A 24583-nucleotide genomic window follows, 5' to 3' on the forward strand; every position below is an offset into this window, starting at 1 on the left:
GGATCGGTCGAGAAACTGAGCGGAATTACAGCGGCTATCACACCGTTCATGCAACCGCATTGGTGGGACACCTCACAACACGGGTAAAACTATACTTCATAGTCAACGAATTTCGCGACCAGATATTCAACATGGAAAGGTGAATGTCTGGTTCGTGTAACGCGACAAAACGGACACTGACGACGGTTGCCGGAAGGTCTGCATAACGCGAGCGGAATGCCAGAACGTTGACAATTCGCGGCTGAGAATTCGAACTACCTTTCTGCTTCTGAAAAGCCAAATGCCTTGCGATACTTGGGAATGAAAAGGTCTTTTCCCTTCATCTTACGAGTGATCCAGTCACCTACTGTAGCGAAGAGCCAGCTATTTCCGATGACCGGGCCCAGCGGTACCAGAATGGGTGCTCTTTTCCATGGCGAGTAGGCTTTCTGGCTTTCAACGGATGCACCATTCAACACATTCTTAAGCGTCTTGATGAGCCATGGGTTCTGCCGGGTCGTCGCGACAATTGTCATTCCGTCGCCAACGTCAGCAATATCACCGGCGACGAAGACGTTTTTGTAATCTGACGGACGCAGCCATTTATCAGTCTTGACCCGGCCCGCAGAACCTGGAGTCACACCCGGAAGGCTTTGCACCAATGACGTTTCGGGTTTCGATCCAATCACCGGAAATACAAGATCAGCTGCAATCACTCTACCGTCGGTCAAGGTAACAGAACCCTCGTAAGGGAGATCCAAATTGCGCAAGTCCTGCGCTCTTTGGCCAAGAATGACGGTGACGCCAAGTCGTTCCAATTTGCGCTTGAGCTGCGCGCCCAACTTGGCCGGATACATCGGGAACAACGTATCGTCCGACGAAATCAAGGTGATGGATTTGCCTGGCTGTGCCGAGGCGATCTCGCCTGCAAGTTCCGTACCGACAGCGCCCGCACCGACAATTGCAACTGAGTTCGCCTTGGCCAGCTGCGCACTGACATCTGTGCTGGCTTGACGAAAGTCCGCAATGCTGTCGCCTGACGGTTTGAACGGTGCAGCATAGGACGATCCGGTGGCGATAACGATAAAGTCCGCCGGTAACACGGCGTCGGAGTCCAATGTGACCTCTGACTGAGAGACTGAAACTGCGCGACCCCGCACGACGTTCCCTGATTGCAGCAGGTTGTCGTATGGCAGAATGATTTGGTCCAGTAAGGTGGGCTCAACCAGTGCGCGGATCGCTGCGGGGGGCTGTACGAAGGCCTCGCGTTGCTCGATCAGGGTGACATCCGCGTGGGCGTCCAATTCCTGGGCAACTTCAAACCCGACATAGCCCCCACCAACGATCACGATCTTCTTCGGCATAGGGTCCCCCATTGCGGAACGATGTTCTGACCGCTAGTTAGTTTTGTACATTCCTTCGAACAAGTACGGTCATTTAGGATAGGGCATCAAGTTGAAGGTTTGATGCGCGCAACAAAGTGACCTTTCGCAAAACCTGCTCCAATGGCAGCCAACTGCACGTCGTATTGTCCACTACAATCAAAGAGCACACAAAGCCGAACCTTCAGTTCGCGCAGCCGGAACCCTCGGCTGATGATCTCTGTCGATATTGGCTTGGTGTCAAACCCGTGTATTTCCGGAATGCACGCGTAAAATGTTGTGGGTGCTCATAACCCGCAGCAAATGCGACATCGATTATTTTTGTGTCGGGATCATCCAGCAGCAAACAGGCGTTCTGGAACCGTGCTTCCTGAACAACTGCGGAGTAGGTTTTGCCATGTCGGGCCAGCGTTCGTTGAAGAGTCCTGCTCGACATACCTGTGATTTCGGCCAAGAGATTCAGGGACGGATAGGCATCCTGAAGATAAGGGGCGACAACCCGCCGGAGGCTGCCGACGAAATCAATCTTTTCTGGTGACATCGTCACCTCAGCAGAGCCATTCTCGAGAGGCGAAACACAAGGTACGGCCAGGTTGGCAATCGGAACAGTGACAGAGGTGTGCTGCTGACCACACTTAACTCTGGTGTTCGGATACGCTGCTTCTGTCGAGATATGGCCTTTGGAATGCGACATGATTGTAATTTCACCGGGACACCAATCCGCACCACAAACGCTGCGCAGAATTTCGATAAATGAATGCACCGCAACCCACTCCGGCCCAGCTAGGGCGTTGTGGTTTCGAAAATCGACCAGATCAAAAGAAATTCGATAGGCAGTCCCCTCTTGCTGAATACCCACCGAAATGGCCGTATTTTCAAAAGGCGCTACACTGGCAAACGCCTGAACAAGCGCAAGACCCGAGGGTGCGTTTATCAAAGCCGCCTGCATTTTTTGTGAAAGGCCGGATATCCGTGCTGACAGTGACGCGTGGTGACCAAATTCAACAATATCCAGATCCTGACTGCACTGACCGACAAACTCGAACACCTGCGGCAGACTGAGATACGCATCCGGATTGTCTTCGATCAGTGTAGGAAGTTTTGCGCGTTCCAGCTCTCGATCAACCGGAGCGCCGATTTCACGCAAAGAAGACGTATAGGTGAGAAGGTGCGCGGCGCGAACCAAAGGCAATGGTCTCATCCAGAACTTCCCCCTCCCCGGCAGGTTTCCGGCATTTGGCTGTTCTACGCCCTTGAAGACTATGCACAAAACACGCCAGCCCGCAATCTCCGCAAACGGCGGCGCATAATGGTCAGACACCGGCAGCTGCGCCACCTACAATCAAAGCCGTAAATAGGAGCCATCAGGGAAATGTGCATGCCGCACCGAAACCCAGGAAGGCGGATCGACATCGTCGCTCTTATGGATGAGGTGGATGCTCAGTCACGAGACGGCGGGGCAACGGTCCAACGCGTGGCTGATGGAATGGGAATAAGTGGCCGCTCGCTACAAAGATACCTTAACGCATCCGGGTTCACATTTTCGGACATCCGTGACCAGGCTGTGAACCATGCAGCTCTGACCATGCTTGCCCATTCCAAGCTTTCTATCGCGTCAATTTCCAAGCGATTGGGCTACAAAAACCCCGGCAGCTTCACGCGGGCATTTGTACGTTGGAACGGGATAACCCCGGTTGCCTATCGGTGCCGGGCTAACAAGGGAAAATCTTAGATGCGGTGTGGCGCAAAATGGTCGGAATACCGAGACAGAATGTGATCTCATCTCGACGCAGTTGGAAACTTTGAGGTTGAAGATGATCCTTTGGTTTGACGGCCCGCGCTTAGTGCCACTTTGCCCCACTGTCCGGCAATGAATTAGGAAAATCAATAAATACTGGCACTACTCAACTATTTGTAAAGCTTGGAGAATTGGGGTCATGTTAACGTCAGAGTGACACATCTCCAAATTGAAAAATACCTCGGTTTGTGCCTGCACCGACCAATAACAGTTAAATTCGAAGTCAAAAGTAATTCGGAGGAAATCATGAACAAAATTATGAAGACAATAGCTTCGGCTGCCGCCATCGGGCTCGCCTTTGCGCTTCCCTTGAAAGCAGAACAGCTTAGCGACGCAGAGCTGGAGAACCTTGTGAAACGCTCAACACAGTATGTTGCGCTGTTCAATACGCTCAACAACTTCGTGGTCGATCCTAAAAACCCGCTGGCCTCGGGTGGATGGAACAAGACGGCCTATCCAAAGGGATTGGCCAATGCGTCTGTGCGCGCCCTTCCGCGCCCAAATAATGATACGCTCTATGTACTTTCGATGCTGGACATGCGCGACGACGCGGTGGTGATCGAGTATCCGGCCTTCGATTCCAAATTCGTCTCGCTGGAGGTTTCGGCGACAGATCATTACGTCAACATTCCCCTTGCCACGGCCAAAGGTGACTTCAAGAAACCGACTAGGATTCTCTACTATTCTGAACGTACCGACGGATATTCCGGGGAAAACGTCGATGGCGTCGACCAGATATTCGAGATGTCCGGCGACTTTGGCATAGCCTTTCTTCGCGTCATGCCGCAGGCAAACGACCCGGCCAAATTCAAAGCAAACATGGCAGCGATCAAGGAAGTCAAACTGCAAACCTTGTCGGAGTTCCAGGGTAAACCTGCCAAACCCGTAACCCCTCTGAACACGCCGAAATACTCAACTGACGCGAATGTCTATGCTGAGAATTTCCTGGAAGTGATGCAGTGGGTGTTCAACTACACCTCTTTTGATCCAGAAAAATATGAAATGGACAAAGAAGCACTGGCCGCGCTCAAGCAGGTTGGGGTTGAGCCGGGCAAGGATTTTGATCCGAACGCGCCTAAAACAGTGGATTACAAACGTCTGGCAGCAACCGCGGCCAAAATGTACGCCGCAGAGAATGCCATCTGGAATTCGCCCAAGGAGGTCGCGCCGTATCTCTACAAAGTGTTCCAGCCCAAAGGGAAGATTGATATCGACACAATGTTCCTGCAATCCGTTGTCGGGCCGCTTGGTCAACCCGCGAGCGAGGCGATGTATCCGGGCATAACCACCACTGATGGCAAGCCGATGAATGCCGAGCACGACTATGTAATCAAAATGACTAAGGATGAGCTTCCACCGGCAATCGCATTTTGGTCAGCCACGCTTTACGACACCAAGCATGGCTATTTCATCCCCAACAAAGAAGACAAATACAGCGTAGGTCAAAACGCTGGCATGAAGCTGAACGCGGTAGGTGGGATCGAGATCCACATCGCGGCCGAACAACCCGAAGGTGTTCCGGCAGAGAACTGGCTTCCAATCACCCGTGAGAATCTGGGGATCGACATCATCATGCGGATCTATCAGCCCGATCTGGAAAAGATGAAGACCTGGAAAGCACCAAAGGCCGAAATCGTAAAGTAAATGAGCCTGATGGCTGAGGAACGCCCCGGTGTAATATCTGTTACACCGGGGTGCGAAGCACCGTTCTGGTTCGCGGCAATAGCCGGCCTTGTCATTATCTCAATCAGCTTTTTTGCGTTCGCATCGTCGGGTCTGAGCATTGTATTCGTGGCTCTGTTTGGAATTTACAATGGGATTACCTTGTTTTTGATTTACTCCTTCGCAAATCCCTATTCGCCTCCCGGAGCACTTGAGCCGGCTGCGCTATCGCGCGTGGGAGTGCTCATAGGGCAGTAGTATGATAGCTTGAGGACTGTTGAGAAATAGCGGGAATTTGCAAGAAATCTCTCATTCCTTACAATCGCTTCATCGCCACAAAAGACACTTTTCGGAGCCGTAACTGCCTCGATAAATGAGCGTTCAGCTGGTAGTCACCCAAAATGATTGAGCGCAGCAATCATACCATTCGCGCAACGCACATTTAGGACTGATTTTGGCTATAGAAATTGTGTGTGAGGTTGGGCAGAACTACTCTCGACACAAGAATTTCACTCCCCCCATGATTTGATGTCCGCACGAAGTGCAAACGGCTCTGCTCATCGCTTTGCTTTGGCCAGTTCTCTCGGGGTCCGACCCTCCCATCGTCGAATTGCCCGCGTGAAAGCCGACTGATGAGAATATCCCAAGGACATAGCCAAATCCCTGAGAGTTCCTTCGTCCATCTCTATCCATTCTGTGGCGGCCTCACGCCTGATCTCGGCGAGAATGTGGGAAAAGCTTGTACCTTCCAGTTTGAGTAGGCGTTGGAAAGTTCTGGGGCTGACCCCCATGACCTGAGCAATTTTGGATAACGTTGGTTTTCCTGTCTCAAGCATCGCTCGCAATACGACTTGGACGGATCCGGTCAAACCACCAGATCCCCGCAATGAATCGAGTTCAGGTAACGGCGGTGGGGATCGAGCCGCCCCAACCCGCGTACGGATAGGGGCGTCCAGGGCTTCGTTAGTAACCCGCAGGGTCAAAATGTTTCGACCTTCGCGTAGAGGGCTTTGAAAGCGCTCGTCGAGAAATGCCAAACCTTCTGACGGGTGTGGGGTGATTTCAATTTCGCGAAGACTGTTACCCCTGCTGTTTTACAACATTTGCCTGAGCTGATGCAGAACCTCGACGGCAGTTCCGCAATAAATGACTGGATAAATGAGCGGGCCGCTGAGAGCGATGTAGTGTTGGCTCGAGATCGGGCCGATGATCGCCTTTTGGGTCTTCTGATCTTAGCTGAATTTTTGGAACCCGAAACGCTCAAGACCGTTCATCTGGGGTATCTTTTTGCGAACGCGCGTGGGGGGAAAGGTAATGCGACCGAACTGATCTCGGGTCTCACCACATGGTACAAGGCCGACAGCCAGTCTGTGCAACTTTGTGGCGGCGTCGAAGCGAAAAACCCAGCTTCTGCCAGAGTTTTGAAGAAAAATGGATTTGAGGTGGAAAAAGAACTGCCAAACCCAACTACAGAGATGTTTGGCCTCTATTTACCGTACAACTTCGACAAGCTATTTAGTTCAACGCCCAAGGCACTGGGGGAACCGAAACAAATCTTTGTCGATTTCTTCAAGCAATACTCCGGCAAACCGCTCCACGTGTTGGACATTAGCTGCGGTCAGGGCCATGACGCGTTGTTCATCGAACGGTTGGGTCACAGCGTTGTAGGCGTTGACATCTCCCCCACTGGCATTCGTGATTTGACCGATACTGCAACCTGCGAAAATTTGAGCGTTGAGGGCATTGTTGCTGACATAAAGACCTTTTCCCCAAAAGGTAAGTTCGAAGCGCTGCTCATAGATCGAACGTTATACATGCTGTCGGAAAAAGATCGGTTGAAGGTGCTGGACCGGTTGATTAGCGGTGTGTCCGATGAAGGCTGGGTACTGATCTCGAATGAGCCGTCGAATATGCAGGGGTTCAAAGACCTGTTCGCTTCGAGCGGCACTGCTTGGGAAGTAGAGATGGATAGATCTGAAACCCTGATTGTTCGGCGGTCTAGTCGAAAAAGGAATTCCTGATGACTTCCAAGCTTAAACGCAGCAGACCTTCGCTGCGCTGCTGTAAGACGCTCGGAAGGGGCTCTCCCTTGCCGTCGGCCGTGCAATACTCGAACGGCTGGTCCGGGATTGGCCAAGGTCCGGTCCCATGGGAGCTTTGGCAGCTAGGCGCACCAAGGCGACTGGGGTATCATTTGAAACGAATGGCAGCTTTGCATGCAGGAATGTTGAAAAGGCTATTTCGACTAGCGTCAGCAACTTGTGCTCATATTTCAACCACGAAACGCTGATCAGAAGACCGTTTGTTGGCAACGTCTGAATGGTTGAATCATGTTAACGCTTTGAAGTGTTCTCCGGCGAATGCCATGAACTTTTTTATTGCAGGACGGCTGTAACTTTCGCGAGAAGCTATCAGCCAAAGCTTATGGTGAAGCTCTTCATGTTTGAAGCACTGGACCAAGTCGGGGGTCGCATCACCTGTTACACATGGTAACAAACCCAATGCATCGCCAACTTGAAGTGCCGCCACCATACTGGACACGGCATTCACCTGATAAAGAACTTGCGATGGGTCGATCTGACCATTCAGCCAACGGACGGATTTCATGACACTTGCGATGTCTTCTGAGTAAATCAGAAACTTGTGCCCGCTGGCTTCCGCCAAATTTCCGGGTGCACCGTGAATCTTCTGATACGCAAGATTGCAATAGACACCCAGCGGAAACTGAGCAACTTTTTTAGCTATTAGTGTGTCCCCTGATATCTCGTCAAGAGGTCGGAGGGCTATGTCAGACTTTCCCGTCTCAAGCGGCGGCTGATCCTTATCCCAGGCAATGTCGATCTGAAGTTCGAAGCTGATACCTGGATTTTTCTCTCGAAACGCTGAAACAAGCCCGGCACCGAACCGCTGCATGGCTTCTGCGTTTCCTGAAAAACGGATAACACCATGTTCGTCTCTGGCGAGTTGTTCAGCCGAGACAGAAACTTTTGACGCCGCGCGGCGCATGCCTTTCATGTCGTCCAGCAAAGCCAAACCTTGAGCTGTGAGCTTGTAGCCGCGGTTGTCCCGTTCAAATAGTTGAATTTTTAGAGCGTGTTCAAGAGCTTCGATCCTGCGTGCAACTGTGGTCTGGTTCATGCCGATGACGCTGGCCGCCGCCAAGGTCGAACCCTCTTCAGCGACGGCAAGAAAAACGCGAATGTCATTCCAGTTGAACACGAACGTACCCCGGCGATTATTCTGCAATTTTGCAGTGTCATACCCTACTATTCGCCATTTTTGCAGATCAGACCAGCCGGTAGCTTAAGTTTGAATACAATGGGAACGGAGAGCTGGAACTATGAATACCATGCCAGAGAAAACCAGAGACATTCAAAACCATCACATCGACAGTACAATCTGGGACAAATTCAGCTTTCGTGACGACGATATCGTCATTGCGACTTACGCAAAATCCGGCACCACATGGATGCAGCAGATCATCAGTCAGCTCATATTTTGTGGCAAAGAGGACCTGCCTGTCGCCGAGATGAGCCCATGGGTTGATCTGCGGGTGCCACCGCCGGAAGTGAAGCTCCCGATGATCGAAGCACAAACTCACCGCAGATTCCTGAAAACCCACTTGCCGGTTGATGCGCTCGTGTTCTCGGAAAAGGCCAAATATATCTACATTGGTCGCGACGGCCGGGATATCGTTTGGTCACTCCACAATCATCATGTCAATGGTAACGAAGCATGGTACGACGCTTTGAACAATACACCCGGACGCGTCGGGCCACCTCTGGCTCCGCCCATCGGTGAACCTCCGATATATTTCGAGAATTGGTTAGAGAACGACGGCGCGCCATTTTGGTCATTTTGGGAAAACGTAAGATCGTGGTGGGCGGTGCGGGACCTGCCCAACGTCAAGCTGGTGCATTTCGCGAACCTTAAAGCCGACATGGAAGGTCAAATTCGTGAGATTGCCAAATTTATCGACATCGACATAGATGACGAAATGATGGTGGATGTGTTGAAACACTGCTCGTTCGACTACATGAAATCCAATGCAGAACAATCGGTGCCACTTGGGGGCGCGTTCTGGGAAGGTGGTGCAAAAACTTTCATCCACAAAGGGGCCAATGGTCGTTGGAAAAGTGATTTACCTCAAAATCTAAGTCAGCAGTACGAGCAGAAGGCCCGCGAGCAGCTGGGTGATGCATGTGCCCACTGGATTGAAACGGGCACACGTCAGGGTTCAGTAGCTGGCGGGAACACCCGACCCGCGATACCGTCACGGCAAACATAATTCTAAAACATTGCTCTGTAACGCGATTGCATTCAGCAGAAGCAGACCTTCTTCGGATGATCTCTGGACCTGAACTGACGCACATGAAGGACCATTTTTGGAAGTTGGAGCCAGCTTAAGTGCTCTGCCCAATTATCCCACGTTTTACTGACAAGACTTTCGCAATGTATCAGAAGACAGCTGCCCGTCTACTCGGTGTAGGTGACGCTTTTCAATTCGCGTTTAATCTATTGTAAACAGCTCCTGTCTTTCAGCAACACCACGCAGTCTGTATTGCCCCAGCGAAACAAGATTTGGAATGGATTTCACCAAGTCCTCTGCCACCCTGTTAGAAACAATAATGTTCTGATCTAGTGCGCTGCACATGCCAAGAATCCGGGAGGTTGTATTGACTGCCGGGCCGACCACTGTGAAGTCCAAACGAGACCGGCCGCCAATGTTGCCATAAAGTACATCGCCAGCGTGCAACGCAAGAGTGAAGCCGGTCGTTGGTAAACCGTCCGCTTGCCGTCGTTTGTTGAGCTTATCAAAGGTATCTCGCAACTCAATGGCCGCGTGAATCGCGACGCTGCGAGCGTCCGGAACCTGATCGATATCGAAGATGGCAAGCATACCATCTCCCATGAATTTCAGAACGTTACCGCCGTTGCGTTCGACTACATCAACAGCTTCTGCGAAGTAATCGTTTAGCAATTCTATGATTGAGTCCCCCGGAAGCGCCTCTGACAGTTTGGTAAATCCTTGCAAATCAAAATACCAAATCACCGCTGAAATAGTTTCCGATGAACCTCGGGTTATATCCCCGGAAAGAACGCGCCGACTGGCGTCTCGGCCCAGATACGCGGCGGTTATGTCTTCAGCCATCAGTCTGTTCGCCCCACATTTCAGCGTCAGGCAAAGTGGAGATATCAGTTGGCGCAATCCGTCAAGTTGCTGGCTTGTGAAGCCCCCGCTCGCGTCGGTTGTCAACGAGATAATAGCTCCTTCCTCGGCCTGCATTGGATCGACAGGTGTAGCGTTATCCTGAATAAGGAAGAACCGTTTAACGGCGAAGTAGTCTGTCGCACCGCGTTCGCGAAGTTCGTCGAATATCGGAAAATCAAGCTCTGGTTCTTCGACTGTCAGATCTTGTCTGATCTCGTCAACATTGTTTACCAACAGATAGTAAATCGGGCTTTGTATGTATTCTTCAGGTGCATCCGTTCTTCGGACAAACTCCTGTCGCTCATTTCCTCCATCCCTGTGCCAGCGAAAAGCGACTGTCCCAATCTCGGGATGATGAGCGCGCGCAGTGATGTTTGCGCGTTGAAGTGGAATTCCTGCCGAAACAAGACGGTTGCAGAATGCTTCGAGCCAGATCTCCACCGGCGCATTCTCCAAGCCCTGTTGAACCAGCCAATCTGCTAAGTCCTGTATGGCGGCGGTCAGTTCCCAGTTTTGGATTAAAGGAGCTGCCATGATGTCCTCACAATGAGCTATGTGAACAGTTAGTTCCCAGTCTAATTCACTTCAAGGACACCTCAAATTCAATTTTTCCACGGCGCTCGCAGCCCAAACCGGACATTCAAAACAAGACTTTGCAATTCCGGCATACGCAACAAGACTGTCGCTTTAAATCGGCCATTCAAAGACCGCGATTGCGCAGAACGGTTCATTCAGGAAGACCAGCTTTTCGTAGACCTTGAAGATAATGTTCGAGCGTTGGGGCATGTGTATAGAGATGGCACCGCCGGACCATAGAAACGGAAAAGTCAGGTCGGTGCGCTAAACACTCGCTAAACAACCGTGCGGCTTCCTCAGTTTTGCCTAAGTAGCCCAGGCCAGCGAGAATGACAGAGTAGCGGGACCATTGAAACCCTTGCTGTTGAAGTGATTTTCTTCCCCATTCAATCGCTAGCCTGTAGTCGCGCTTCAATAAATACGCCTCGGCCAGTCTCACCATATACGACCCCATATGCTGGTCACGGGGGCTGAGGCGAATGGCGTCTTCCAAGTGTGGGATAGCCTGATCGGCACTTCCCAAAAACACAGCGGCAGCGCCGAGACCGTAATGAGCCCAAGCAAGACTTGGATTGAGCTCAACGGCCAGTTTGAGATCTGGAATCGCGTTTTCGTGCTCGCGACCTACGATCCGGGCCTTTCCCATAGCGCAGTGAGCAGCCGCATCATCGGGATCCAGTTCTACCGCCATTCGGGCGGATCGTAGTGCATGTTCGCGGTTTTTTGCGGGGGACTCCGCTAGGCCGAGCACCACTTCATAGTAGTACGCGTCCACCAAACCGGAAAAAGCCAGAGACAAGTTGGGATCTTGCAATAGGGCTGCCTCAAATCGCTTGCGCGCTTCCATCAGGTCTTCTTTGGTCCGCTTGTAGAGATGCCACATTCCTTGTTGATATATTTCCCATGCATTCAGTTTGCCGGACTTCTTAAATGTCGCTCGTTGTTGCTCTGCCTTGTCCAACTCCGGCGCAATAGCCCCGACGATAGCCTCGGTGACTTCATCCTGGACCGCAAAAATGTCCTCTGGAACCCGATCATACCGCTCGGACCAGATTTGCTTTTCGGACGCCGCATCGATTAATTGAGCGGCAATTCGGATGCGGTTACCCCCTTTGCGAACACTTCCATCGAGCACATAACGTACACCAAGTTGATTGCCGATTTCCTTCAGGTCTACCGCCTCACCCTTATAGGCAAAACTGGAATTGCGGGCGATAACCATCAGCCATCGGTTTCGGGACAGAGCGGAAATGATGTCTTCTGACACGCCGTCGGCAATATACTCTTGATCGATTTCACCGCTTAAGTTGTGGAACGGAAGGACAGCAATGGAGGGCTTATTCGATCTTGACAACGGGATCGGCGAAACACCTATTGGCAAAGCGGCTCCGCTCAGTGCAATGCTATAAGCATGAACGGGTTGATCTACGTTCTTGAGTTCCAGTTTACCCAAATCTTTGAACTCGACCTTAATTTTTCCGGTGGCTTGTCGATAGGCATCTTCAGACAAACAGATACAATCCGGTTCTGCGTGGGCTTCAAGTCGAGCCGCTATATTGACGCCGTCCCCCAATAGATCTTCGCCATCAACAATAACGTCACCAAGGTTAAGTCCGATACGAAAACTAAGCCTCTTTGTTCCTTCATCCTCCGACCTAGCTTGAAGAATGGCCTTTTGCCATTCTATTGCACAGGCGACCGCGTCGACGACGCTGGCAAATTCAACTAACAACCCGTCGCCGACGAGCTTGAAAACTCTACCATTGTGTTGAGAAACAAGTGGTTGGATTATTTTGCTACGAACTGCTTTCAAGCATTCAAGAGTGCCTGCTTCGTCATGCCCCATAAGACGGGTGTAACCGACCACATCGGCAACAAGAATAGCGGCAAGGCGGCGTTCCAAGAAAACTCTCCTAACGCCACAAGAATACCGCCGAAAGTGACGAGAATCCACGTCATTAGATATCCGCGCGAAGTCGAATCGCTAAAGTCTTCGATAGAGCAATAAATGGTGCGCACCCCGCACCCAACTATCAACGTGGGATGTGCTTTTAGGGCTCCAAAGTTGCCGTTCTCTGCGACCCGCTCGTTTGGTGAGTGTTAACCTTGTACCGCTATTTGCATAGTCGGCTAGTTCAGCCCAAACCGGACCTTCAAATCCAAGCATGGTGACTTCCAAGATGCGGACAAACTGCCGTTCGCTTTCATCCGCTCAATGCGTGCATCCGATAAGCGATATTCTCTGAGGAAAGACTCAACTATTTGGGAAACAGAAAGGTAGCCACAAGTCTCGCGCCCCAACCTTCGGGCCCACTATTGGGGCCGTCGGCCCAATAGCGTACTCCCCCGCCTACGCTGATAAGTTGATCCCCGAGTTGGGTAACTTTGGTGACAACACCGTTGATTGGCACAGACCATTGATCGTTTTCCCAGTCGTAGGTGGACTCAGTGTTTAAAGTGAACGTCCACGCGTTCGAATTTGTGTAGGAAATAAATGGCTGTAAGAACGTCTGGTTGATGTCGGTGTCGCCATCAATGTTCCAAATGTGATTTGTCAGGCCACCATATGTCCAAGGACCCTGCTGTTTGAGAGCCACGCCGGTAACTCCAGCACCCCACTCTCCGAGACCTAAGCTGTTATCTGTCGACGTCGGCAGCAGAAAAACGGGTCCAGCCCCCCAGATCCAACCGTCAGCGCTCGGCTTTTTGGGCGAAAGAAAAAAACTTTGAACTGTATCTCCTAGCCCAGTCTCTGATCCAGAACCCGGCAGGCCACCATCTATGGAGGCAATTGGAAGAATTGTTCGGGATATGAGGTTCCAATCGTCCGTAAGATCAAAGGGAACAACCGGTTGTACGTTTAATATCCAACGCGAACCATTTCCGTCGGCACCCAAATTCTGATCATAGTTCAGCTGGAATGGCACACTAATGAGAGCGGCCACGGGGTTAGCAAGTTGCTTTGCTAGTTCTTCTTCCTGGGACTCTGCCCACGCAGTACCAGAAAGTGCACCAATCCCGGCAAGTATGGAGCAGCGTAGCAACCTTAGGTTCATAGGCGGTCTCCTTTCAGCTGGTCGTTTTCTCATGGGTGGCTTGCACTTGAGATCGCCAGGTTGGCAATGACGTCAATGGCCCACTCACAGTCCGCCGCCGCCGAACTGGATGAAATTGTCCAGCACGGTTGAGTTATAGCCAAAATACTTGATCGAAACTGGCTTTCAGACTGTCTCCATAAGCGTGTCCGAAAGCACATCCTCGGTGAGCGCCCCCGGTGCGCCTATTGCGACAAGTCTTGTTTCAGGTTTGCGGTCACCCCATGCTCCATCCCGTGCAATGTCCATACGTTTTCCAACGACCTGAACAAGAATGCGGTGACCAGGATCCTCCTCGCTGAAGACAAAACCCTTGAGGCGATAGACATCGCCTGGAAGCTTCCGAATTGCACTCCGGAGGGAAGACAGGCTTATTGGGCGTTCAGTTTTCATCATAGTCGTTGAAAAGCTGTCTGAGTGATCAGAGTGGTGACAACCACAATCTGGTCCATGTTCGTGATGATTAGGTATTTCCGTTTCGAGCTGTTCGGTGGCAAAGCGACCAACGGAAAGAAGTATGTCCAGAGGGACGTCCGCATTGACAGCTTCGACCAGACGATAGCGACGGAAGCGAGAGCCAAGCCAATCGTGCACCTTCTGAACTGTGGCCCTGTCGACAAGATCAACCTTGTTCAGAATTACCATGTCCGAAAATGCAATTTGACGGAGCTTCAGTTCCATTTGTTCCGGCGCGGCAAATAACTGTTCCGCATCGACAAGACACATGAGGCTATCCAAGCGGATCATGTCCCGGAACCGTTGATCGGTAAACGTCATCGCGATTGACGATGGGTCCGACACGCCACTTGCTTCAAGGACGATGTATTCCGGTTTCTCAGGCCGGGCGAGAACGGCCTCCACCGTCTCGATCAAGTCATCTCGTATCGAGCAGCAAACGCAGCCATTCGCCAAACTCATCACATCATCTTCGAGGCCAACTACGAGATCGGCATCGACGTTGATGGATCCAAAGTCATTTACAAGAACCGCAACCCGCAACCCGTGATTGCCTGTCAGGATGCGGTTCAGAAGTGTTGTCTTACCGGCTCCGAGAAAGCCGGTAAGGATCGTGACAGGGATTGCGGATGTCGAGCCGAATTCAATCATTGTTCGATCTCCTCTCAGTCTTCATCGCGCGAGCCGATTACATCCGAAACTTTTATGGTAAAGTCTTGCGGCCAGTCACCACCGGGCGCGCGGAAAACGTCAGTTGGGTAGTACTCGCGTGGATCAATCTCCATATCTCTGTACTTCTGATCTTGCTGATCTGCTCGAGTGAGTCTCGGATTCGGTAGTGTGATTTCATCAGGAAGCTCAATACGCCCGGCCTCGGCTGCCGCGGCCAGTTCGCGAAATGGTGGTACAGTGCCGGATTTTCCGGGCAACGCAGCTTTCCTGTACCAGATCGCATCTTTGGTCACGTTCACAACGGCTACATCGAGACCCCATTGGAACAGACCGTCGTAGTGGGCGCGAATACCAGCCAACATTTCAGCGTCGATATCCTCGTCCTGGGTATAGTGTGTCACCATTCCCAAACGCGGCCTTGTGTCAGCAAAGAGCTTACCCACGGCGTAGTGGGAGGTGTGATGTGTATCGATAGTGTAGTTAAAGAGATCCTGTGGGATACCGTATTTGTAGGTCATCAACTGACCAATATCCTGTCCCGACATTTCGGTTACAAAGACATCAACGCCTTCGCCGTATTTCCGTGAAAGCTCATCCGGGCGGCCATCGCCGGTCCATACAAAGCTCAGCCCGTTCCAGTCGAGCCGATAACCAACCGCACCGTCCTTGGCATGGCTTCGAGGCCAAGACCGAACAGTCACACCGTCTTGGTCATAAACGATGCCGCCTTCTTGGCGGAAATCGAACTCGTTGACCTCGATTTCATAGCCGTCACCAATTGGGAACACGTCGAAAGCTTCGAGATGCCATTTGAGCATCTGTTGCATGCCTTTAACCATTCCGGCTGTGCCAAGTTCGGGCGTCCGACCAGAGGGACCATGAATACGCAGCGGTGTGTACCCTCCAGACCAGGCCCGGAACGGATAGATATAAGGAATGTCGGCGTAGTGGTCGACATGCAAATGAGAGATGAAGATATCGTTGATCAGTTGCCCCGGCACTTGCATGGCAATGATGTTGCGGACACAACCGGATCCAAAATCGAAGAAGAAACGTTTTCCATTTCCCAACTCCACCATGATGCAAGTACCCGCCTGATCTTCGCGCGGTGGATATGGTGTTGAGCCACAGAATGAGACACGCATCTCATCTGGCCCCAATTCCTCACTAAGTGGAAAATAGTTCGCATTTGAACCAGTCATGTACTTCGTCGGACGGAAGTATTCCGGCAAAGATATGCCGCCTGCTGGTCGACCACCATATGGGTTCTTAAGTGTTTCTCCTAGTGGGCCGTCTCCTTCGTGGGCCTCGGCACTTCCTGCCGCAAAGCCAGCTGCCCCTGTCGCAGCCGCTCCAGTGGCCAAGCCCTTAAGAACACTCCGCCGCGACGGGTCTTCAATTTGGTCTGACGCCTGAACCTGTTTGTCGTCCTGGTCTTTTCTACTGTCTTCCTTGGTCATGGATTGGTCCTCGGTTAGAAGTATCTCACAGGTTGCGCTTCAACATCCGGCGAAGCTCGTTGATGAGTTCAGATTTGATGTGGGCCCATTCGGCGCGCTCTGAGGCCGTGATCGATGCGTCTTTCGAAAACGCAGATGCTTTCTTCAGGTCTTCGATGACCTCGCCGAGTAGCGCATCGGAAAGTTCTGGAATTTCTTCAATCAGGTCCACCGTCACTGGAAAAATCCCGACGCCCACTATCTATTCTCAAATCAAGATGAGTGCGGTTGACCGCAAAGGCCAAGTGAGTCACCGTGAGTTGGGGGTGAGTTGACATTGAACAAATCCAACGATTTGCTAAAAAATCAACATATTGGACAGACGTCTCCAGAGCTCGTCCGGGAAGCTCTGAACCAAATTGTATCAAGCGAAGGGTTTCAAGCCTCGCCCCGCCTGAAGCAATTTCTAACCTATATAGTAGAGGAATCTCTATCGGGTCGAAGCGATCAGATCCGAGGTAAAGCTATCGCTGTGGAGGTCTATGAGCGTCGCATTGATGGCACTGGTAGTCAAAACCTGGTTCGCGTTGAGGCTAGGCGACTGCGTCGTCTTTTGCATCAGTTCTATGAAGATCACTGGGACGGCAATGGAGTTCGCATTTTTGTTGACCCCGGCGGATACAAGCCGCGGTTTTCATACGTACCTACAATTGAAGACCGCACATCAAGTGCGTGGGACAGCGATGAGCCTGATGGGCGTCGGCGTTCGCTGAAACTGCTGCCAGCCGGACTGGGTGTTCTTGCATTAGTCGCTATGCTTGGCATCTGGATGAGCCAGGATAACGGAGAGGTTGTGCCAACAACTGGATCCATCGAACAAGCAGAACGTGTGGCGCTTGGTGAACAATCATTGACAAGACTCCAGGCGGCCAACCTTGCGGACCAAGCCCGAGGCATGTTTTTTCCCGTTTTTGATGTCAAACGTCAGCAAATAGCGCTGGGAATGTTCCAGCACGCGATGGAACTCGACCCGGCTCTGTCTGACGGCTATGCCGGATCAGCGCAGGTCCTGGCGATCCTGGCGGTGTTGTCGCCGGATGAAGCACAAAGGGATGATTTCTTCAATCAAGCCTCAGAAATGTCTGGAAAAGCGCTTCAATTGTCCCCGGCCGACGCGTGGGCAAACAGCGCAAATGGTTGGGTGCTGGCTGTCAAAGACCAGCCAAACGAGGCATTGAAATACGCAAGGATGTCGGTCGAACTGGCGCCGACGGATGGCCATATTCTCGACCTTGCGGGTATCACTGCCATCTTGGCTGACGCCCCGGAACTCGCTGCCGAGGTTAGCAACTCAGAGAGACCTAAATCAGGATCTGGTAGGTTTGGTGCGAGAAACATCTGGGGTGTGTCGCAACTTATGCTCGGGAACTACGAAAATGTTGTTGAAGCCTTTCAAGGAGCGCTGGCTGCCGGAGCGCCAGTCAGTGCTCCTTCGCTCTTATTTCAAGCCGTTGCGCACGATCAGTTGGGAAACTCAGAAGAAGCACGACGGCTCGTCGCTGAAATGCGCAGGACATGGCCTGAGTTTCCGTCCGAGTTTCTCGCCGACAGGATTTTCCACAACGACATCAATACGCGGAATATGATACTGGAGACACTGAGTAGATACTGACGAAACGTATTGCGGCTATTGCCTCGAAACGAGCGTCAAAATCTATTCAAATAGTTCTGCTTTGAAAGCGTACGGGGGTTGATAAAACCGGCGATAGAGCCGGACCACGCCGTCTGTGGATTAAGGGTGGGCTTTGCAGATTTGCAGAGTCCACTTTCTGCGCATAGCCGACACTCGGGTGGGCTGCGGTACGAGAAACATTGACCTCTTGTTCGTGAATGAGCGCCTTCACTAACAGAATGGTTGCTGTGGCATGTGCAGGGAACGACTGCCTCCTCACCAACTACCCGAATTGAGACCGGCTATGACCGGTTCCATGGAAAGACTTTAAGCTTACGCGTTTTATTGGCCTTCTCCGCAAAACTGTCTGGCTCATAATCAGACTACCTTTTCGCGATCTATTTGGCGTTGCAGTTCCGCTCTTGGTTGAGGTTTGCACAAAACTTTGGGCAAATCACGCAATGTTATGCGCAAAATTCAATACTATGCGCATACCTACAATTGTGTAGGACGCCGCGAACACGTTCGCGCTCCCGTTCGGAAACATTGAGAAATTTCGCTGGTTGACGCCCAAAGAAATTCGCGAAGATTGCTCAAAACAATTCGCGATCTGTTTTCACTCGCGAACGCCCAAGAGCGCAAACGAATATCGTCTTTGTGAGACTCACAAACGGCCCCATTTCGATTTTGGAGACAGCGAGGTCTACAAGGAGAAAATCAAGGAGATACGCGCCCGTCAAAAGGCGATGGTATCGGCCAAGGAGGCGACCATCTGCCCTACGGACTGGACTGTCGAAGGCAGTTGGGCAAAGGGGCAAACCAAGATCAATCGTCAGTCTCGTTTGACCATGCGCGCTTTCAACAACGAGTGTGAGGCGGCGATTGCGAACACGCGTTGGAACAATGTGGTCGCCATGGAAAAGCGAATATTGAATGCTTTGAAAGCGATCTCCAAAGAGAACACCTCCATGAATCTTCACATCAATGAGGAATACGTGGCGCTCAAAGTCGACGAGTTGCATTGGACCCACGAATACCGTGAACAACTGAAGGCAGAGAAAGACGAACGCGCCGAACTTGCCGGGGCGGAGCGTGAGGAGAAGAAGCTTCTCGCGGAGGCACGAGCCGCTGAGAAAGAAGAGCGGAAATATCAGGAGTTGCTCGAAAAAGCGCGCAAGGAAGCCGGTGGCGGTGAGACCAGTGAAGCCATGCAGATGAAAATTCAGGAGCTTGAAACTGCCTTGGAACAGGCTCACGCGAACAGCGAGCGCGCCCGTGCCATGGCCGAGATGACAAAGTCCGGATACGTCTATGTCATTTCTAATGTCGGTTCATTTGGGGAGGACTTGGTCAAAATCGGCCTGACCCGGCGCCTTGATCCCAACGATCGGGTTCGCGAGCTGGGTGATGCCAGCGTGCCATTCGGTTTCGACACGCATGCGACGATCTATTCTGAAGGGGCACCGGCACTGGAAGCGGCGCTCCACAAGGAATTTGCGGAGCAACGCGTGAACATGGCGAACATGAGAAAAGAGTTCTTTCGCGTTTCGCTTGATGAGGTGGAAGACGCTGTGGCAAGACTCGCACCCGATGCTGAATTCTTCAAAGATCGCGAAGCTCAGGAATGGCATGAAACCTTGGCCCGAAGAAAAGAAAAGCTGATGAAAATCAACGACTCGGAGGCAGACGAACTGCCTGCCGAGATATGACATCAAAGATTCCGGTTACCCTACAATAAATTCATTGTAGGGTAAAAGAAGTTTCAAGTATCACACGGCAACCGGAACAGCTGCCTGGACAGATCTTCTTAGATCCCTAAAAGACGGTCCTGTCCCCAACCTCCGTGGATCACCAAAGCTGAAGTCTATCGGCAACAAGGCCTATTGGTATGGTCAATACCGGATCGGCAAAGAGGTCATCTATCAATATATCGGTGAAAACAGTGAACAACTCAGAGATCAGATCTCCCGACACAAATCAATCGTCGCTGCAGAAAAGCAGGCCGGGCGAGAACGAGCCCGCCTGATACGAATTCTCAGAGCAGAGGGGTATCTGATGACCGATATGGGAAGTGGCCAGATATTATCCTCCATGGCCAAGCTTGGCGTGTTTCGCTTGGGAGGAATAGCTTGCACCACGCAGAGAGGGCGACCCGTTTCTTGCGGATTGGCACATGTGGTTTGCCATTCTTGTCAGTTGATACATTGGGTGACCATGTCGTGACTCAATTTCTGCCATTGGCCGGACGATAAGCCGTGAGGATTTGGACAATCTGCTCACGACACTTTAGTCAAACTGCCTCACCGGGATTAAGGTGTAGTCCGTTCCCCCTGACACGTGAGCATGTCGGATTTCGGGGCAGGGGCACAAGAGACGGGTGGCGAAGACACCTTTCGTGCACTGCCCGCGACGATGCATGAAGGGTGGGCCGAAAGACCCACCCCTGGCCTACGCCAATCGGAAGCGGTGGATCAGGCCGCCGCGTAGTGATTGAACACTTCTGTGGTGCCATCCTTGCGGATCAGGAAGACCGAATAGGCTTCCCGCTCACTCTCCGGCCCCATGCCGGGTGAGCCAAAGGGCATACCGGGAACGGACAGCCCCACCGCATCGGGACGTTCGGCCAGAAGACGCCGGATATCAGTTGGCGGCACATGGCCTTCGATGACGTAGCCCTCGACCAGGCCGGTGTGACAGGAGGCCATCTCCTCCAGGACACCCTTGGTGGCTTTATATTGAGACAAGGTCTCCCAGGAGGCGTTCTGCACCTCCATCTCGAACCCGTCGCTCTGCATGATGTCGATCCAGGCACTGCAACACCCGCAGTTCGGGTCCTTGAGGACCTCTACCCGCGGTTTGACGGTTGCCAGAGCCGGCGGGGCCAGAGTGATGGCGGAGGCACCAAGGCCAGCCAGGAAGAGGCGGCGGTCGAGTGTCGGGGGGGTCATGTCATTTCCTTTCCGTTTTCGCGCCTGCGGTGCGACGATGGTTCTTGTGACCGAAACCGCGGGCAAGTGTCATGATATGTGTCAAGCGAGCGGTCAGGAGCCGCCCTGCATCTGTTCGCTTTCGGTGCGCACCGCCTGCATATCGCGGATGCGCTCGGGCCAGGTAGATTTGATATAGGCCAGGATGTTCCAGATCTGCTGATCGCTCAGGCTGTCGCCGAATCCCGGCATACCGCTGGCGAAACCGGACACGCCGCGGGCATCCAGCGCCGCTTCACCACCCTGTTTGGTGTAGTCAAACAGCAGCGCATCCCCGTGATGCCAGGTATGGCCGGTCTCATCATGAGGCGGAGCAGGCAGGGTGCCATCCTCATTTGGGGTGCGCCAATTGGGTTGCCCCTCCAGCTCAGCTCCATGGCAGGAGGCGCAAAACTCGGCATAGAGCACCGCGCCCTCCTCAACATCGGACGTTTTCGGTTGCACTGGCGGTCCTGCCTGCGTGCTCGACGGCGCGAGCCATACGACCGCAGCACCGGTGACGACAATCCCGGCCAGGACAAATGCAAAGATGGTTCTGGTTTTCATTGCCTCATCCCCCTTCATGTTCGTCCATCAGATAGGTCGCAATGGCTGTCCGGTCGGCCTCGGTCAGAAAACGTGTGCCGTAAAGCACGACCTCGCCCATGGAACCGCCAAAGACGTCCCCTTCGGGTGTGATGCCGGTGCGCAGGGCATAGGCCAGGCTGGCCACATCCCATCCCTTTTCAGCCAAAGTCAGGTGATCGATGGCCGGTGCTTTCTCACCGCCTGGCAGCGCATCGCTGCCCCGGAAGTGCTCCGTGTTGGACTTACGCGCGCCGGCGAAGTTGCGTCCGGTATGACAGGCCGCGCAATGGCTGGCTCCTTCGACCAGTTCACGACCCCGGTTCCATATTTCGCCCTTACCCGCCACCGGCTCTGTCCTTGGAGGTTCCAGATAGGCGGCACGCCAAAGTTTCAGCCCCCAGCGCTGGTTGAACGGAAAGACCATCTGAGGCGTCCGCGATGGTTCTGCGACCGGTGGCACGGTTTGGAAGGCAGCCCAGAGATCGGCAATCTCCTGATCCGAGAAATTGGCATAGAAAGGATAAGGGAAAGCCGGGTAATAGGCGTGCCCTTCGGGCGAAACCCCCGCGCGGACGGCACGGGCGAACTGCGCCTGGCTCCAACCTCCGATCCCGTGGTCAGGATCGGTGGAGAGGTTCGGCGAATACAGCGTGCCAAACGGGGTTTCCAATGCCACACCGCCCGCCAGTGGCGCTCCGCCTTTCGCGAAATCGGTATGACACGCGATGCAGCCGGAGGCACGGGCCAGATAAGCACCGCGGTCGACATCCCCCTCCAGGGTTATGGGCGCGAGAGGCTGGCCAATCGGCCGGGCCATCAGGCCTGCAAGGCTAACGGCAGCGATAACCGCGCCGATCAGTCCAACGCGATAGAACTTGCGCATTGTCCTGGCCTATTTCTCGACCCGGAAACGGGTATGGCAGGCCGAACAGACTTGTCCCATCATGGTGAAAACCCCGTCGGCCGGCATCTGTGACAGGTCCTTCATGCCGCCGTTTGCGGCGCTGCCCATCATGCCACCCCCCATCATGGCGCCACCCACCATTGTGCCGCCCTGACCGCCCATCATACCGCCGACAGCAGGCGCGTCGCCGGCCATCATCAACCCGTTTTCGGAAGCTTCCGCCAATCCATCCGCCATCACGCGCAGCTGATCGGCCAGGGCTGAAAACGCCTCCCAGTCCTGCCAGATCTCTGGCTTCGCCTCGGATGGTGCATCAAGGCTGCCGTCGGGGAACAGTCTGGTGAGCGCCTCGCCCGCATGGCGGCTGATATCCTCCGACCGTTCGCGCACCACGGTTGCATCATAATCGACCTGCCCCCGCATCATCGGCGTCAGCACTTTCATCGCCTCTTTCATCACGCCCATGCCATCCATGCGTTCTTTGACAACGCCGGTAGCTCCGCCATGCGCAAACACCGATTGGCTTGCCACAGCCAGAACAGACGCAACCACCGCGCCCAGCAAAAGTTTTTCAGTTTTCATCGGATTTCCCTGTCTGAGTTATCTCATCACGCCAAAGGGCGTATGCGGATACGGATCAGATCAAGGATTTGGGTGGGGGCGGATCAAAATTCGAAACCACCGGGATGCCGTTCGTCGCGCGCGGCAGTCCATACCGTTCGCTGCATTCCAATAAATCCGCATTCAGATTCGACAGTTGGACGATCGCAGGACCGCTGCAGAACGCCCCACCGTGACAATGGCCCTGATGGTCCTTTGCGGAATGTTCAGCGTGCGTTTGAACCTCGTCGGAAACCACGGAGGGCTCATGTTTTCCATGGGCCTCAGCGACACCGCCGGACAAAAGCAGAGCAGCGGCGAACACGCCTGCCGCGACGAGCATCAGCCCGATCCATCTGCGATTGTCCAAAAGCACCGCTCAGCTCATCCCGTTGTCTTGTTCCAATTCTCTCACCGAGGCGATGATGTTCTCAACGTCCGCGCGGGTCAAGCCCTCGACCAGCGACAACTCGCCGAACCGCCAATGACGCGCGTTCACGCGCTTCTATTCCCTTGCGTTGAGCCCGAGACCGGCAGTGATATCTGCACCGACAACTTCCATTCGGCGGCCCGTCATGATCAACGCCTGGAATACCGCCGGCAAGACGTTTTATAGCGCTCTACCTCACTCTCGGACGGCAGATCACCGGACGGCGCCTCAAGCCGATCGATCTGTTCGACGGAGAGTCCCGAGACATCCGCCAGCGCGTCTTTCGTGAGCCCCGCCAGCTTTCTCAGTTTCATGAGCTCCAGGGCAAGGTCCGTCTTCTCCTGATTTTGCGCGAGAAACTCTTTGAGCTCTGGCCTCTCCTCCAGGATCGCTTGCTTCAGTTCTTCGACGCTCATACTGCTTCCTTTCCCAACCAACCCCTCCAAATCGATGCCATGCTACCAAAAAATTGCCTGTCCGGGCACCCTTTGCAGCGTCATCGCCAAACCTGGCAGACAAGGGATACGCGTAAAGCCGGTCAATCCCGCCAATCGCATGTTGACACATCCGGGCCGGAACCTTCCAAATGCAGCAAAAATTCGGAAACGCCGATCATGTCGAAACAAAGCAAGACTCTTTCAAGGATCCTGCGTCACGAGCCTGAACTCGTCGGGCTGACCCTTATGCCGGGCGGCTGGGCGCGTATTGACGATCTTTTGCGGGGGATGAAACGCATCGGTCAGCCGCTGAATGTCGCAGAGCTGCGCAAAATCGTCGAGGAAAACGATAAAAGGCGGTTCACAATCTCGGACGATGGGACACTCATTCGCGCGGCTCAGGGACACTCGGTCGATGTTGACTTGGGTCTCGAAGCCGTGGCGCCGCCGGAAACCCTGTATCATGGCACTGCCAGATCAAATCTCGACAGCATTTTCAGCGAAGGTCTGAAACCAGGCAGGCGGCAACAGGTCCACCTTTCTCCTGATCCTGAGACCGCTGAAAAGGTAGGGCAACGGCACGGAAAACCGACCGTCCTTCGGATAGAAACTGGCAGTATGCATCGGGACGGTTATGCGTTCTATCGGGCGGACAATGCGGTTTGGTTGACGGATTTCGTCCCTGCGCAATACCTGGGTTTCTAATCCGACCGCG

23 protein-coding genes and 1 pseudogene are annotated in these 24583 nt (G+C 53.1%); 8 read left to right on the plus strand and 16 right to left on the minus strand.

Annotation, left to right across the window (positions count from 1 at the left end; translation table 11 throughout):
• Positions 1-254: 254 nt before the first annotated feature.
• Positions 255-1343, minus strand: a complete 1089-nt coding sequence (locus AC2TCY_RS00285) for an NAD(P)/FAD-dependent oxidoreductase (protein ID WP_480844718.1) — start codon at positions 1341-1343, stop codon at positions 255-257.
• 202 nt (positions 1344-1545) lie between these two features.
• Complete coding sequence (locus AC2TCY_RS00290) at positions 1546-2562, minus strand: helix-turn-helix domain-containing protein (RefSeq protein WP_480844719.1); 1017 nt, start codon at positions 2560-2562, stop codon at positions 1546-1548.
• A gap of 177 nt (positions 2563-2739) precedes the next feature.
• Here AC2TCY_RS00290 and AC2TCY_RS00295 point away from each other — a divergent pair, with 177 nt between their 5' ends.
• Both AC2TCY_RS00295 and AC2TCY_RS00300 read left to right on the plus strand, forming a co-directional pair.
• Positions 2740-3093: a helix-turn-helix domain-containing protein gene (locus AC2TCY_RS00295; protein WP_480844720.1), complete on the plus strand. Its 354-nt coding sequence runs from the start codon at positions 2740-2742 to the stop codon at positions 3091-3093.
• Between the two features lie 312 nt (positions 3094-3405).
• The gene (locus AC2TCY_RS00300; RefSeq protein WP_480844721.1) at positions 3406-4803 is read left to right on the plus strand and encodes a DUF1214 domain-containing protein; all 1398 of its coding nucleotides are present in this window, start codon (positions 3406-3408) and stop codon (positions 4801-4803) included.
• A gap of 575 nt (positions 4804-5378) precedes the next feature.
• On the opposite strand, the gene AC2TCY_RS00305 is transcribed toward AC2TCY_RS00300, so the two are convergent.
• Entirely contained in the window at positions 5379-5657 is a 279-nt protein-coding gene (locus tag AC2TCY_RS00305; RefSeq protein ID WP_480845468.1) for a helix-turn-helix transcriptional regulator, read from the minus strand.
• Between the two features lie 213 nt (positions 5658-5870).
• Here AC2TCY_RS00305 and AC2TCY_RS00310 point away from each other — a divergent pair, with 213 nt between their 5' ends.
• Entirely contained in the window at positions 5871-6842 is a 972-nt protein-coding gene (locus tag AC2TCY_RS00310) for a GNAT family N-acetyltransferase (protein WP_480844722.1), read from the plus strand.
• Positions 6843-7149: 307 nt separating this feature from the next.
• Here AC2TCY_RS00310 and AC2TCY_RS00315 read toward each other — a convergent pair whose 3' ends face one another.
• Complete coding sequence (locus AC2TCY_RS00315) at positions 7150-8040, minus strand: LysR family transcriptional regulator (RefSeq protein WP_480844723.1); 891 nt, start codon at positions 8038-8040, stop codon at positions 7150-7152.
• Between the two features lie 130 nt (positions 8041-8170).
• On the opposite strand from AC2TCY_RS00315, the gene AC2TCY_RS00320 reads away from it, so the two are divergent.
• Positions 8171-9109: a sulfotransferase domain-containing protein gene (locus tag AC2TCY_RS00320; RefSeq protein WP_480845470.1), complete on the plus strand. Its 939-nt coding sequence runs from the start codon at positions 8171-8173 to the stop codon at positions 9107-9109.
• 222 nt (positions 9110-9331) lie between these two features.
• Here the strand turns inward: AC2TCY_RS00320 and AC2TCY_RS00325 are convergent, their stop codons facing one another.
• From AC2TCY_RS00325 to AC2TCY_RS00350, 6 genes are all read right to left on the minus strand, one after another.
• Positions 9332-10489, minus strand: a complete 1158-nt coding sequence (locus AC2TCY_RS00325; protein ID WP_480844724.1) for an adenylate/guanylate cyclase domain-containing protein — start codon at positions 10487-10489, stop codon at positions 9332-9334.
• A gap of 271 nt (positions 10490-10760) precedes the next feature.
• Positions 10761-12512 carry an adenylate/guanylate cyclase domain-containing protein gene (locus AC2TCY_RS00330; RefSeq protein ID WP_480844725.1) on the minus strand — a complete coding sequence of 584 codons (1752 nt, stop codon included), beginning with the start codon at positions 12510-12512 and terminating at the stop codon, positions 10761-10763.
• A 355-nt stretch (positions 12513-12867) separates the two neighbouring features.
• Positions 12868-13665, minus strand: a complete 798-nt coding sequence (locus tag AC2TCY_RS00335; RefSeq protein ID WP_480844726.1) for a transporter family protein — start codon at positions 13663-13665, stop codon at positions 12868-12870.
• A 165-nt stretch (positions 13666-13830) separates the two neighbouring features.
• Entirely contained in the window at positions 13831-14811 is a 981-nt protein-coding gene (locus AC2TCY_RS00340) for a CobW family GTP-binding protein (RefSeq protein ID WP_480844727.1), read from the minus strand.
• Between the two features lie 14 nt (positions 14812-14825).
• Positions 14826-16292, minus strand: coding sequence for a guanitoxin biosynthesis MBL fold metallo-hydrolase GntH (gene gntH / locus AC2TCY_RS00345; RefSeq protein ID WP_480844728.1), 1467 nt, complete (start codon positions 16290-16292; stop codon positions 14826-14828).
• A 25-nt stretch (positions 16293-16317) separates the two neighbouring features.
• Complete coding sequence (locus AC2TCY_RS00350) at positions 16318-16509, minus strand: hypothetical protein (protein WP_480844729.1); 192 nt, start codon at positions 16507-16509, stop codon at positions 16318-16320.
• A gap of 294 nt (positions 16510-16803) precedes the next feature.
• Here AC2TCY_RS00350 and AC2TCY_RS00355 point away from each other — a divergent pair, with 294 nt between their 5' ends.
• The 3 genes and pseudogenes from AC2TCY_RS00355 to AC2TCY_RS00365 all read left to right on the plus strand — a co-directional run.
• Positions 16804-17943 carry a tetratricopeptide repeat protein gene (locus tag AC2TCY_RS00355; RefSeq protein ID WP_480844730.1) on the plus strand — a complete coding sequence of 380 codons (1140 nt, stop codon included), beginning with the start codon at positions 16804-16806 and terminating at the stop codon, positions 17941-17943.
• Between the two features lie 563 nt (positions 17944-18506).
• A complete protein-coding gene (locus AC2TCY_RS00360; protein WP_480844731.1) occupies positions 18507-19652 on the plus strand; it encodes an SNIPE associated domain-containing protein in 1146 nt (381 codons plus the stop codon).
• 124 nt (positions 19653-19776) lie between these two features.
• Positions 19777-20166, plus strand: a pseudogene (locus AC2TCY_RS00365) (DUF6788 family protein); the annotation flags it as partial.
• Between the two features lie 248 nt (positions 20167-20414).
• Here the strand turns inward: AC2TCY_RS00365 and AC2TCY_RS00370 are convergent.
• The 6 genes from AC2TCY_RS00370 to AC2TCY_RS00395 all read right to left on the minus strand — a co-directional run bounded on the left by AC2TCY_RS00370 (position 20415) and on the right by AC2TCY_RS00395 (position 23847).
• Positions 20415-20891, minus strand: a complete 477-nt coding sequence (locus AC2TCY_RS00370) for a DUF411 domain-containing protein (protein WP_480844732.1) — start codon at positions 20889-20891, stop codon at positions 20415-20417.
• Between the two features lie 93 nt (positions 20892-20984).
• Positions 20985-21476, minus strand: a complete 492-nt coding sequence (locus AC2TCY_RS00375; protein WP_480844733.1) for a c-type cytochrome — start codon at positions 21474-21476, stop codon at positions 20985-20987.
• A 4-nt stretch (positions 21477-21480) separates the two neighbouring features.
• Positions 21481-22380 (minus strand): c-type cytochrome, encoded by a 900-nt coding sequence (locus AC2TCY_RS00380; RefSeq protein WP_480844734.1) that lies wholly within the window; start codon positions 22378-22380, stop codon positions 21481-21483.
• A 9-nt stretch (positions 22381-22389) separates the two neighbouring features.
• Positions 22390-22983, minus strand: a complete 594-nt coding sequence (locus AC2TCY_RS00385) for a c-type cytochrome (RefSeq protein ID WP_480844735.1) — start codon at positions 22981-22983, stop codon at positions 22390-22392.
• A gap of 55 nt (positions 22984-23038) precedes the next feature.
• On the minus strand, positions 23039-23377 hold the full coding sequence (locus AC2TCY_RS00390) for a hypothetical protein (RefSeq protein WP_480844736.1): 339 nt from the start codon (positions 23375-23377) through the stop codon (positions 23039-23041).
• 203 nt (positions 23378-23580) lie between these two features.
• Positions 23581-23847, minus strand: coding sequence for a helix-turn-helix domain-containing protein (locus tag AC2TCY_RS00395; RefSeq protein ID WP_480844737.1), 267 nt, complete (start codon positions 23845-23847; stop codon positions 23581-23583).
• A 198-nt stretch (positions 23848-24045) separates the two neighbouring features.
• On the opposite strand from AC2TCY_RS00395, the gene AC2TCY_RS00400 reads away from it, so the two are divergent.
• Complete coding sequence (locus AC2TCY_RS00400; protein WP_480844738.1) at positions 24046-24573, plus strand: RNA 2'-phosphotransferase; 528 nt, start codon at positions 24046-24048, stop codon at positions 24571-24573.
• Positions 24574-24583 lie beyond the last annotated feature (10 nt).

This window comes from Ruegeria sp. HKCCD7181 (genome assembly GCF_057221055.1).

Coding starts and splice junctions, on each gene's coding strand:
- AC2TCY_RS00285 (WP_480844718.1), bottom strand. CDS start 1,343: ATGCCGAAGAAGATCGTGATCGTTGGTGGGGGCTATGTCGGGTTTGAA.
- AC2TCY_RS00290 (WP_480844719.1), bottom strand. CDS start 2,562: ATGAGACCATTGCCTTTGGTTCGCGCCGCGCACCTTCTCACCTATACG.
- AC2TCY_RS00295 (WP_480844720.1), top strand. CDS start 2,740: ATGCCGCACCGAAACCCAGGAAGGCGGATCGACATCGTCGCTCTTATG.
- AC2TCY_RS00300 (WP_480844721.1), top strand. CDS start 3,406: ATGAACAAAATTATGAAGACAATAGCTTCGGCTGCCGCCATCGGGCTC.
- AC2TCY_RS00305 (WP_480845468.1), bottom strand. CDS start 5,657: ATGCTTGAGACAGGAAAACCAACGTTATCCAAAATTGCTCAGGTCATG.
- AC2TCY_RS00320 (WP_480845470.1), top strand. CDS start 8,171: ATGCCAGAGAAAACCAGAGACATTCAAAACCATCACATCGACAGTACA.
- AC2TCY_RS00335 (WP_480844726.1), bottom strand. CDS start 13,665: ATGAACCTAAGGTTGCTACGCTGCTCCATACTTGCCGGGATTGGTGCA.
- AC2TCY_RS00340 (WP_480844727.1), bottom strand. CDS start 14,811: ATGATTGAATTCGGCTCGACATCCGCAATCCCTGTCACGATCCTTACC.
- gntH (WP_480844728.1), bottom strand. CDS start 16,292: ATGACCAAGGAAGACAGTAGAAAAGACCAGGACGACAAACAGGTTCAG.
- AC2TCY_RS00370 (WP_480844732.1), bottom strand. CDS start 20,891: ATGACCCCCCCGACACTCGACCGCCGCCTCTTCCTGGCTGGCCTTGGT.
- AC2TCY_RS00375 (WP_480844733.1), bottom strand. CDS start 21,476: ATGAAAACCAGAACCATCTTTGCATTTGTCCTGGCCGGGATTGTCGTC.
- AC2TCY_RS00380 (WP_480844734.1), bottom strand. CDS start 22,380: ATGCGCAAGTTCTATCGCGTTGGACTGATCGGCGCGGTTATCGCTGCC.
- AC2TCY_RS00385 (WP_480844735.1), bottom strand. CDS start 22,983: ATGAAAACTGAAAAACTTTTGCTGGGCGCGGTGGTTGCGTCTGTTCTG.
- AC2TCY_RS00395 (WP_480844737.1), bottom strand. CDS start 23,847: ATGAGCGTCGAAGAACTGAAGCAAGCGATCCTGGAGGAGAGGCCAGAG.
- AC2TCY_RS00400 (WP_480844738.1), top strand. CDS start 24,046: ATGTCGAAACAAAGCAAGACTCTTTCAAGGATCCTGCGTCACGAGCCT.